The sequence below is a fragment of the Candidatus Cloacimonadota bacterium genome (genome assembly GCA_020532355.1).
Lineage (GTDB): Bacteria > Cloacimonadota > Cloacimonadia > Cloacimonadales > Cloacimonadaceae > UBA5456.
Genome location: JAJBBD010000227.1, coordinates 1 through 10,489, shown reverse-complemented (window position 1 = coordinate 10,489; position 10,489 = coordinate 1). Strand labels below are relative to the sequence as shown.

Sequence of the window (10,489 nt, the reverse complement as noted above, 5' to 3'; positions counted from 1 at the left end):
GAACCATTGATGGGAAAGGTGATTGTAACAGTTGATGAGTAGGCAGTAGTTTCATAGTAGAAATCGGCATGATCGCTTTGTACATGATAATAAAGAGAATCGGGATCTGTAGGAGAGGTAAAGGATACAATCAATTTTCCATGTCGTTGGGAGTGATTAATAAGTTGTGGAGAATCGGGAGCCTCGTTATCGTTTCCAATAACTGCATTAACAAGGCTTAGCCAGCCAATTTTGGCAAAGCTAAGACGAAAGTAATGGCGCCAAGTATTGTTGAAGAAGTACCGATTATCAGGAAACCAAATTGCTACACTACTCAGATCTTCAACCCCATAGGAGGAAGTAAATGAATAAGCAGGCACCATTTGTTCGAAATGATCTAGCAACTGCTGGGTTTGAGTTGGTAAAATATTGTTGTTGAGAATATGAACAAACAATTGCTTGAGGTCAGCATCTGCATAACCGGTGTTCATTTCGTGTAAATCTTGGCGAATGGCTCTTAATTGCTCCGTATAGCCGAAAAGAGTACGAAGGTAAGGCTGAAATTGATTATCAAATGAGGATAAATATGCTGTATCAATAGTAGAACAAGTTGTATTGAGGTAATACATTGAAGGATTGTTCGGGCTGCCGGGAAGGTAGAAATTGGTGTAAAGATCTGGAATTTGAACGGCTATTGAGTGCGGAGACTGGTTGAACAAAGTAATAATTTGTGGATAAGGGAATCCTTTAGTGGGTACCAAATCTGCCGATCCGATAATGTAGTTTGCATTATCTTTCAATGCGTAGGCTATTTCGATGCTTTGCATACTACAGGCATCAAAGAGCAAGATATCCAATTTTGGTGTTCCAGATAATGCCATGCTTAATTCTTGATTGGCTATTCCAATATCGTGTCCGGTATCAGTGTCTGGAGAAATATATTTGTTTTGCTTATACCAACTATCTCCATGAGACCACAGCACCAACATCTTATATCGAGAAGGGTATCTGGCAAAGCCCCATCTAATGAAATCATTTAATGTATCCGGTTCGCCGCTATCGACAATACCTAGGTTTTTTAGCACAGGAGAACCAATTCCAGATTGGGGATGATGCTCAATGCGATAGCGTTTGGCACCTATATCGGGAAGATCTATCTGCACAATTAAGTTTAGATCTTGTGGTTGTAGGGCTGTTTCCATCTGTTCGATATCGTCAAGAGCTTGCTGTGCAAGATCATTATCTGCGCCCATGTAGATTAGAACGGTCCAATCTCCAGCCGCCAACAGTGCAACGATTGAGAGGAAGAAAGCAATCAGAGATAGTTTTTTCTTTAGCATTATGTGAGAATTGCAGATAAGGGAAACCCGAAATTTACAAACGGATTTCCCTCAAAAGAGAAACTAAATTCTTCAATAGGGGTAGTCCAGTGCCGGTTCAATACCCTTAAGCACCCTTATTCCACCTTGACAAAGGGCTTCCATTTCTTTTTCGCCGGGATATAGATGTAGCTCGGCAATAAATTTGCAGCGGGCTTCAATGGAGTGAACGATAATATCGTTATAAACTAAGCCCCCAGAAAGGAATATGGCATCCACCTTACCGGCAAGAACTGCAGCACAAGCACCAATCTCTTTGGAAACCTGATAGCACATGGCATCCAAGATCAGTTTTGCTTTTTCGTCTCCTGCCTTAATGCGCTGGTTTACTTCAATTCCACTGTCTGTTCCCAGATATGCCATTAAGCCGGCAGTTTTAGTGAGATAGCTATTTAACTCTTTTTTAGTATATTTGCCGCTATAAGCCATTTCTATAAGATCTCCAATAGGAAGAGCGCCAGCCCGTTGAGGTGAGAAAGGTCCCATACCCAAGAGAGCGTTATTCACGTCTACCACTCTACCGCTTTTTATGGCAGCCACAGAGATGCCGCCGCCCATGTGTACTCCAATGAGATTCACTTCGCTACTATCCTTGCCCAATTTCTTTGCCATCAAGCGGGCTATATAACGAATATTAAGGGCGTGCAACAGGCTTTTACGTTCAATCTCGGGAATTCCAGAGATTCTGGCAATATCGTCGAATTCATCCACAACAACCGGATCAACAATGAAGCCCGGAATATTCAGTTCTTTACTAATAGCATCGGCTATAAATGCTCCCAAATTTGAAGCATGTATCCTACCCCAAAGTGCTGGATCTTGCAGGTCCCGGAGCATGGACTGCCCAATCTTCATGGTTCCTCCGCTAACAGGGCGAACTAACCCCCCTCTACCAACTACGGCATGCAGGCTTGTAGAATCCACATTATTTTCACGCATGGCTTCCATTACCAAATCTTTCCGAAAATCGTATTGTTCGATGATGCCACCAAATTTTTCCAATTCGGTAGGGTCATGGCGGAGAGTTTTTTCAAAAACTGGTTTTACGTCATCATAAACTGCGATTTTTGTAGAAGTTGAACCGGGATTAATCGCGAGAACGCGGTAGGTCATATTACCTCCTGAATGTGATAGATTTGTTTTTTTCCACGCTCGGAGACAAGAGTATCTTGTCAATAGTTTTAATGCAGATTCTAAATCACAATCTGCTATGTTTATTCTCTGCCGATTTAAGACATCAGTTGCTAAATGTAGATTCTGAAAAAGACTTGCACAAATACGTTATCTATGTTTACAGATATCGGAGAAGAATTGCAGATTTTACTGACTCAATAGATATACTGAGCATAGGGTTATATGTGCATAGATCATGAAATTATCATCCTCTCCCAAAATAAAATTGAATGTAAATAGCCGCCAAAACTATTCACTGGATTCCTGATTGTCCGAAGAAAGTATCCGATTGAGATTCTCTTTGTATTTCCGTAGGGCTTTGACTCCGGCATCGGTAATCGATACCAGAGTACGGGGAATGCGTTTAATGAACTTTTTATTGATATCGATATAGCCTACAGCTTCAAGTTTCTGTAACTGGGCAGAAAGGTTTCCACGACTGAGTTTTGTGTTGTAAAGAAGATTTGTAAAATCAGCTTCTTGAATCAGAGACAAATATATCATGATCCTGAGCCTAGCAGGTTCATGAATCATACGGTCTATTTCTTCAATCTCTAAAGTGATGTTATCCTTCATGAGCTTGTACCGGATTGTTTTTGATGAAACTGATGAACTGCCATGTTCCCGCAATGATATTAAAAATACCATAGATGCAGATTAGTAGCAGAAAAGCAGAAAATTCGAATTTTATGTACCACAGAGCGATGAGCAAAAATAGAATGACTATTCGATCTAAAATTGGATACAAGCTTTTCTTATCCCACTCTAGGTAAGATATAACTAGCCAATTGACAAACAGCAGCAAATACAATGAGAAAATCATTACTTTCACCATAGTTTCCGATATTCTGGTGCTAAATAAGTGTAAAGTGATAAGCATAAGATAGAGATAGCCAACGATGATGATCATGGTAGTATATTTTGGGCGATTGCTATAATATCTTTGTTTAACTATCCCTCTGCGTGGTATTACCCATCTTTTCCGAATCAGATGCTGTATAGGGAAAAGCAGAATCAGAGCCAGCCACATCAATAATGAAACTTTTAATGCCAGAAACAAAGCAACAAAAGCTATTCCTTTATAAAGCCATAGCAAACCGTCGCCATAACGGATATCCCACAAAATGCTCTTCTCGGTGTTTTTAAACGATAACTTATCCATTATTACCTCTTCGTAGGCGTAGTATTGCAGACTCTCAGCTATTATGGCCAGCCAAATAGTCTATGATGTAAACTTGTTTGCAAACTTAAAATCGTCAAGACTTTCTTTTCCAGATATCTTGAATCATAACCCCAATATAAAGATATATACTCCCAGTTCCTGCTTGTTCAGATGACGAGTGAAACGTTCTCAGATCTTCTTGACCGTCACTTTCTCGTTCAAGCTCCTTGCCATTTGCAGGCAGATCACCGATCGGCTCTTAATAATCCCCAAACAGGCATCAAGTAAGATTTATACTCGGGGATGGTCATCTGGGGGCGGAACTTGCCCAGAAATTGGGATAATTTTCCTCGCATTATTTCCTTGATTTGTTCTTAAAAACAAACACTGGAACCCAACCGCTTCCAGTATGTATAAACTATAGTTCCCCCTGTCTTGCTCTTACTGATATAGCAGAATATCCGCTTAAACTTGGGCTAATTATCCGCTAAGGCATTAGGAGTGGCAAAGGACAGTTTAGGGCTAAACAGCAAATGTGCAACAGGTCTTCTATGTTACTGTATCAGAAAATGTTAATGAACCAGCAGTCAGCTATTTCCATAAACATACCATTTGTTATGATGTAGAATGTTTGCTTATGTAATTCAGCAATTTTTAAAAAAAGCTTTCAAGTGTTGCTTATTTATGCTTTTATTCAACGTGTTATCAGGGTGAATAACACTATTTGTATTGATGTACATTCACAAATCTTCTAATCGTTGTTAAAGCCCACTTGTTAGGGATGCTGCGTCAACAAACCATCACTTATATATAAGAGATGTGCTTATATCAGGTACAAACATGTTGGCTTGTTTTTCTGGGCTCACAAGGCTGAGCGCATAACACAGGTCTGAGTACTGGTATAAGGGAGAGATCGTATTCGTCTCCATATATTATAGTATCAGCGTTCGCGAATAGTAGCTTATTTTGATAGTGCAGTTCAGATACGCAAAAAAAATAATAAAAAAAATTTGCACTTGACAGGAAACGGGATATTATAAGATTAGCACTCATAAGAACAGACTGCTAAATATGAATTAGTAAATTTCAAAAATATGGAGGAAAACAAAGATGGCAAAACAATTGCAGTATGCACACGAAGCCCGTACTTCTTTGAAGAACGGTGTGGACAAACTGGCAGATGCCGTTAAGGTTACCCTTGGACCCAAGGGCAGAAATGTAGTATTGGATAAAAAATTTGGTTCTCCGCTTATTACCAATGATGGTGTAACGATAGCCAAAGAGATTGAACTGGAAGATGTCTTTGAAAACATGGGTGCCCAGCTCTGTAAAGAAGTAGCTGAAAAGACTCATGACAATGCTGGCGATGGCACTACAACCGCTACGTTATTGGCTCAAGCCATCATTGAAGAAGGTTTAAAGCATGTTACAGCGGGAGTAAATCCCATGTACCTCAAACGTGGTTTAGAAAAAGCCACAAAGATAATTGTAGATAATATTCATGAATATTCTAAAACGATTAAGAGTAATGGTGAGATAGCTCAGATTGCCAGTATTAGTGCAAACAACGATCCTGAAATTGGCAAGTTGATAGCTGAAGCTATGGAAAGTGTTGGGAAAGAAGGCATCATCAATATCGAAGAAGCAAAATCTATCGATACTGGATTGGAGAAAGTGGAAGGCATGCAATTTGATCGCGGATATATTTCTCCGTATTTTGTGACAAATCCGGATAAAATGATTGCCGAGATGGAAGAGCCTTTCATTTTGCTTTACGATAAAAAAATCAGCGTAATGAAAGACTTGTTACCAATTCTTCAAGAAGTAGCTCAAACAGGCAAGCCTTTGTTGATTATTGCCGAGGATATTGAGGGCGAAGCTTTAGCAACTTTGGTTGTAAACAAATTACGTGGGATTTTAAACATAGTAGCGGTTAAAGCTCCCGGTTTTGGAGATCGTCGTAAAGCTATGATGGAAGATATTGCAATTCTTACCGGAGCTACCCTAATATCTGAAGATATGGGGCGCAAACTTGACAGCACAACGATGACAGATTTGGGGCGCGCCAAGAAGGTACTGGTAGAGAAAGAGAACACTACTATTCGTGAAGGTGCCGGTCCTCAGGAAGCAATCGACGGTAGAATAAAACAAATTAAGGCTCAAATAGAAGAAACAACTTCAGATTATGACAAAGAGAAGCTGCAAGAACGCTTGGCAAAGCTTTCCAGCGGTGTGGCTGTGTTACGTATTGGGGCTGCTACAGAAACCGAAATGAAAGAAAAGAAAGCTCGCGTTGATGATGCGTTACACGCAACCCGTGCCGCAGTGGAAGAAGGAATAGTGCCGGGTGGAGGAGTAACTCTTATTCAGGCCGCAAAAGCTTTGAAACAAATGAAAGGGCTTTCACATGAAGAAAAAATGGCAGTGGAAATTCTGGCAAAAGCTATGGAAAAACCTGTTTACCAAATCGCCGCAAACGCCGGTGAAGAAGGAGCCGTGGTAGTGGAAAAAGTTAAGGGATTCAAAGACATTCATATGGGCTTTAATGCAGCCACAGGTAAATATGAAAATCTCTTTGAAGCTGGAATTATTGACCCTGCTAAGGTTGTTCGTAGTGCAGTGCAAAACGCTGCTTCAATAGCGGCTCTATTCCTAACTACTGAGTGCATAGTAACAGATATCCCCGAACCGGAAGCACCGGCTCCGATGCCGAATCCGGGAATGGGTGGAATGTATTAATAACCCGATTAGATAAAAAGCCAATTGCCTCCTCCCTTGAGAGGAGGCTTTTTGTTTGGATCTGTTATAAAGGAATTAAATGGATTAGGAAACACAACTAATTGTTTGAATAGTATCTTTATACCAATATTTAACAAACTTGACAAGAAAGCGGCTCTTAGAATTAAGCTCTAAGTCTTATTATGAAACTTAAAGAACTAAATCCCTTTGTACGCCAAACGGTATATTTACTAATGCTTGCCGCCGTTTTCAACGGAGCTGTGCAATCTTTAGCGCAAACACAGGATATTATTGCCCGCAAGGCACTACATGCTCGAGATTGGCAACTGATGTTAATGACTATGATATGGCCGGTTTCAAACTTTCTTTCCATTTGGTGGGGCAGACTTTTTGAGAAGTCTCGACATAAATCTTACTATTTCATTGCTGGAGGTGTGGTAGGCAGGCTTACTCTGTTATATGCTATATGGCTTAGCACAATGAATGAGTACCTGGTAATAATGGCTTTGTTGTATTCGGCTAATTCAATGCTGCTCCCAGCCCAGAATAGCATATACCAAAGGAATATTCGACCTCAGCGCAGGGCAGCAGTATATGGTTATACACTGAGTATTGGTATGGCGATATCGATAGTGCTTACTTTCATTGTCGGTAGAGCATTAGATATCCAAGAATCTAGCTTTAGATGGATTCTCGCTCTTACCGGAATTGCAGGTTTTATAAGTACCCTTCTTCATTCTCGTATAAATATACAGGAGCCCATGATAGAACCTTCACAGATACATGAAAAGGTTACGTTGAAAGCGGCATTTTTAGATCCAATTCAACGGAGTTTAGCTCTCATGAAACAAAATAAAGCTTTCTCAGCTTTCGAACGGAGCTTTTCGATTTATGGGATGGGGTATATTATGATGCAACCCATTATCCCAATCTACATGGTAGATAGACTTCAGCTAAGCTATACCAACAACTTCTTAGCCAAAGGAGTGTTATCTCAATTGGGTATGTTATTCTTAGCGCCCCTTTTTGGTAGCTTACACGATAGGATGCATCCATTTAAGTATATAGGATTTAGCTTTGCATTATTAATGTTGTTTCCTCTATTATTTGTGTTATCATCTTATTGGGCAGGAGAATCTGTAGTTGCCGTAATAATTGTTTTTGTTGCTTATACAATATTCGGTTTGGCAATGACTGGGGTAAATATGGCGTGGAATATGAGTTCTATCTTTTTTGCCGGTAATGAAGATGCAGCTATGTATCAGAGTGTTCATGTTACACTTACTGGAGTTCGTGGTTTAGTGGCTCCAGTACTGGGTTTTACCCTACTCCGGCTTATAGGAATTGAATCTGTATTCATTGTTGCTGCAGGCTTTCTTGCGTTGGCTTCGATAATGAGTTTTAGAGATTATCGCAAATTGAAATATACCAAAATCAATATATTGAAATAAGCTTAGCTCATAATGTTTAACAATTACTTATCTGATTAGTAGAACAATAAAAAGCGGTTGACTAAAAAATGCGTAAAAGATAAAATGACATAATTGAGAGCTTGGAGATTATATGAAGAAAAGACTATTGATAGCCACAGGCGGTGGAGATTGTCCCGGTTTGAATGCAGTAATACGTGCCATTGTGAAACGCGCTGCGCAAGAACATACATGGGAAGTTTTGGGCTCAATAGATGCCTTTAATGGAGTATTACAAGATCCCATGCATTTAGTGGAACTCACTTCTGACAAAGTAGCTGGGATCCATGTGCGAGGTGGTACTATCATTGGTACTACAAACAAAGGGGGTCCCTTCAACTGGCCAGTAAAAGACAATAAGGGAAATTGGGCTGAAGTGGATAGAAGTAAGGATTTTGTGGAACGAATTCGTTATCAGAATATCGAAGCCATTATAAACATAGGTGGAGATGGATCACAAAAAATCTCTCAAGGCCTGTATGAGCTTGGCTGCCCTATCATAGGGGTTCCCAAAACTATAGATAACGATCTTAGCGATACAGATTTCACTTTTGGTTTTCAGACTGCTGTAGATGTAGCTACAGATGCAGTTGACAAATTGGTGACTACAGCAGCCAGTCACCATAGAGTTCTTATTTTGGAGGTTATGGGGCGATATGCGGGTTGGATAGCTTTGCATGCGGCAATTGCCGGCGGGGCAGAAGTATGTTTGATTCCTGAGATTCCCTATAAGATAGAAAAGGTAATGGATGCCATTATGCAGAGGTTTGATAATGGAAGAGGCTTTGCTAATATCGTAATTGCAGAAGGTGCTACAGTTGTTGGTGGAGAGATGACTTATACTCAAAACAATTCTCCGGGTGCCATGAAAATTCGTTTAGGAGGAGCAGGTATGCAATTAGCAGAAGAGCTACGACACGCAGGTTGTCCTATTGAGATTAGAGAGACCATATTGGGGCATCTGCAACGAGGCGGAACACCCAATGCTTTTGATAGGATATTGGCATCACAATTTGGGGTTAAAGCATTTGAACTGGTATTGGCAAAGAAGTGGGGGCATATGGTAGCTTATCGGCATCCAAATATTATTGCAGTACCCATAAAGGACGCTATTAAAGAATACAACTTAGTAAATCCCAAGGGAAATCTGGTTAAAACAGCTCGAGGCTTGGGAATCTCGATGGGAGATTGAGTGCTTTGTTTGCTTTTACTTTTTGCAAGCTTATTATATTAAAAAGAACAAAAATAAACATGGAGGCTAATAATGCCAAAAGTCCTTATTGCCACAGAAAAACCGTTTGCAGCCCAAGCTGCTGCAAAGATTAAGGCAGAATTGGAAAATGCCAAGTACGATTACAAATTTTTGGAATCTTATCTGGATGCTAGTGAGTTTCAAGCTGCAGTTAAGGATGTAGATGCCCTGATTATTCGCAGTGACAAAGTGAATGAAGCTGTTTTAAATGCCGCCCAGAATCTCAAGATCGTAGTTCGTGCTGGTGCAGGTTACGACAATGTAGACCTTAAAGCAGCCACAGCTCATGATGTGGTGGTTATGAACACTCCCGGACAGAATTCCAATGCCGTAGCAGAACTTGCCATAGGTTTAATGATTTATATGGCTCGTGGGAAATTTAATGGCAAAAGCGGAACTGAGCTTGCCGGAAAGAAACTAGTACTTTTCGGGTTTGGTTACATAGCGCGCTTGGTAGCAAGAATGGCTCGTGGGATTGGGATGGAAGTATATTCGTACGATCCATATATTGCCAATGAAGTGATGCAAAAAGAAGAAGTTAAACCTCTGACTAAGGTCGAAGATATTTTTAAAACCGGAGACTATGTTTCTCTTCACATTCCAGCAAATGCCGAAACTAAGGGCTCAATTAATTGGAACTTGCTTTCGCTTTTGCCCGATAACGCTATATTGGTTAATACTGCGCGAAAGGAAGTGCTGGATGAACAGGCTTTATTGAAAGCTTTTACCGAGAAAAAAGGTTTTCGATATGTTAGTGATGTGGCTCCAGATAATTTGAATACTATCAGTGAACAATATGCTGATCGTATTTACTGCACACCTAAGAAGATGGGAGCTCAAACCGCAGAAGCGAATACCAATGCCGGAATTGCGGCGGCAAGGCAAATTATTGCATTCTTCGAAAAAGGCGATAAAACCTTTAAAGTAAATTAATCACTTATTTATCACATTCATTAAACGCTGGATTCTGATGTATCTGGCGTTTCTTTTTTCTATTCCACAATATTGGCATTAAATATGTCGATTAGTTGCTTTGAATACAATGGGAAAGAGACCGTTGCACATTGATATATAGCAGATTTCTATGCACGAAGTACCGGTTTGGTGGGCTTTTATTAATCGCACCTCTACCCACCCGGTACTTTTGTAGTACGGGACTCCATGCCCCAATTATTCAAATGTCTTACACACCGTTTTTACATGTTTCTTTATCTCACAATTAGGCATACTTTAGGGGGACATGATCCCTTACTTACAGCATGATCCCGGCTTGAACCTTGCTTAATCCTCCGTTGTAGCGAAGGGCGGGAAGGGGGCGAAGCGTCAATGCGCATGG

Annotated in this window: 8 protein-coding genes; 4 read left to right on the top strand and 4 right to left on the bottom strand. The window is 40.4% G+C overall.

All coding sequences use genetic code 11. From position 1 onward, the window contains the following. The 4 genes from LHW48_07720 to LHW48_07705 form a co-directional block, all read right to left on the bottom strand. Positions 1-1,319, bottom strand: a 1,319-nt coding sequence (locus LHW48_07720; protein MCB5260344.1) for a clostripain-related cysteine peptidase, incomplete at its 3' end; no start/stop codon positions are given. 72 nt (positions 1,320-1,391) lie between these two features. Then, complete coding sequence (gene buk / locus LHW48_07715) at positions 1,392-2,471, bottom strand: butyrate kinase (protein ID MCB5260343.1); 1,080 nt, start codon at positions 2,469-2,471, stop codon at positions 1,392-1,394. A gap of 309 nt (positions 2,472-2,780) precedes the next feature. Next, on the bottom strand, positions 2,781-3,107 hold the full coding sequence (locus LHW48_07710; GenBank protein ID MCB5260342.1) for a transcriptional regulator: 327 nt from the start codon (positions 3,105-3,107) through the stop codon (positions 2,781-2,783). Continuing rightward, the gene (locus tag LHW48_07705; GenBank protein ID MCB5260341.1) at positions 3,097-3,693 is read right to left on the bottom strand and encodes a hypothetical protein; all 597 of its coding nucleotides are present in this window, start codon (positions 3,691-3,693) and stop codon (positions 3,097-3,099) included. Before LHW48_07705 ends, LHW48_07710 begins: the two co-directional genes overlap by 11 nt. 1,110 nt (positions 3,694-4,803) lie before the next feature. Here LHW48_07705 and groL point away from each other — a divergent pair. From groL to LHW48_07685, 4 genes are all read left to right on the top strand, one after another. Continuing rightward, positions 4,804-6,432, top strand: coding sequence for a chaperonin GroEL (gene groL / locus LHW48_07700; protein ID MCB5260340.1), 1,629 nt, complete (start codon positions 4,804-4,806; stop codon positions 6,430-6,432). Positions 6,433-6,614: 182 nt separating this feature from the next. Then, positions 6,615-7,883, top strand: coding sequence for an MFS transporter (locus tag LHW48_07695; protein MCB5260339.1), 1,269 nt, complete (start codon positions 6,615-6,617; stop codon positions 7,881-7,883). A 112-nt stretch (positions 7,884-7,995) separates the two neighbouring features. Then, positions 7,996-9,093: an ATP-dependent 6-phosphofructokinase gene (locus LHW48_07690; protein ID MCB5260338.1), complete on the top strand. Its 1,098-nt coding sequence runs from the start codon at positions 7,996-7,998 to the stop codon at positions 9,091-9,093. 72 nt (positions 9,094-9,165) lie between these two features. Next, positions 9,166-10,086, top strand: a complete 921-nt coding sequence (locus LHW48_07685; GenBank protein ID MCB5260337.1) for a 3-phosphoglycerate dehydrogenase — start codon at positions 9,166-9,168, stop codon at positions 10,084-10,086. Positions 10,087-10,489 lie beyond the last annotated feature (403 nt).

Excerpts from the sequence above, each read along its gene's own strand:
- buk (MCB5260343.1), bottom strand. The coding sequence starts at position 2,471 with ATGACCTACCGCGTTCTCGCGATTAATCCCGGTTCAACTTCTACAAAA.
- LHW48_07710 (MCB5260342.1), bottom strand. The coding sequence starts at position 3,107 with ATGAAGGATAACATCACTTTAGAGATTGAAGAAATAGACCGTATGATT.
- LHW48_07690 (MCB5260338.1), top strand. The coding sequence starts at position 7,996 with ATGAAGAAAAGACTATTGATAGCCACAGGCGGTGGAGATTGTCCCGGT.
- LHW48_07685 (MCB5260337.1), top strand. The coding sequence starts at position 9,166 with ATGCCAAAAGTCCTTATTGCCACAGAAAAACCGTTTGCAGCCCAAGCT.
- LHW48_07695 (MCB5260339.1), top strand. The coding sequence starts at position 6,615 with ATGAAACTTAAAGAACTAAATCCCTTTGTACGCCAAACGGTATATTTA.
- LHW48_07705 (MCB5260341.1), bottom strand. The coding sequence starts at position 3,693 with ATGGATAAGTTATCGTTTAAAAACACCGAGAAGAGCATTTTGTGGGAT.
- groL (MCB5260340.1), top strand. The coding sequence starts at position 4,804 with ATGGCAAAACAATTGCAGTATGCACACGAAGCCCGTACTTCTTTGAAG.